Here is a 640-nt window from a genome sequence, read left to right on the forward strand (position 1 = left end):
AAGCGACCGCATCTGTCATAGGTCTGACAATGGCTGAGATCGTTGGCCGGCCAAGCAGCTTCGTTGCTCGCCATCTGCGTTCCCCACCGACCAACTCGAACATGCCGTTCTGAAGTGGTCTCACCAGGATGGGCTTAGCCAGGCCCAGCGTTTGGATCGAGTTCGCGAGCTCTTCTAATGCTTCCTCGTTAAATGTAAGGCGCGGTTGATACGGAGACCGAACTATCTGGTCTACTCCGATATCTTGGAGAACCGCTTCGTTGGCGAGAATAAACTCTCCTTCCAGCGGCTGGATGACAGCGTTCTCTTGTTCTGGAGTGATGGGGCTTGGCGTGGGAGCTGGTGGCGGACCTTCACCATCACCCACAACCCGGGCAGGTTTGCGCACCCCAACCATACCGCCTGGTTTTGCTCGACCTGGATAGTCGTTCGACTTCATTTTTTGTCTCCTAATGGGTGTTGCTACTAGCAACAGCCGCTGGATTCTGCGTGGCTCTTTCGCATCAGATGAGTGCTTTTGCTGAGTGTTGCTACTAGCAACACTTCGTCAGACCACACCATTTTCATCCGTGTTGCTACTAGCAACAGATTGTGGCGTCGGTGGTCGTTCCGTTTACCTGATCACCGCTGGGCCAGTGTT

Annotated in this window: 1 protein-coding gene; it reads right to left on the bottom strand. The window is 54.2% G+C overall.

From position 1 onward, the window contains the following. A partial coding sequence (locus FAS41_RS30765) for a ParB N-terminal domain-containing protein (RefSeq protein ID WP_138527038.1) occupies positions 1-439 on the bottom strand: 439 nt, incomplete at its 3' end. Positions 440-640 lie beyond the last annotated feature (201 nt).

The organism is Pseudomonas nicosulfuronedens (genome assembly GCF_005877905.1).
Taxonomy (GTDB): Bacteria; Pseudomonadota; Gammaproteobacteria; order Pseudomonadales; family Pseudomonadaceae; genus Pseudomonas; species Pseudomonas nicosulfuronedens.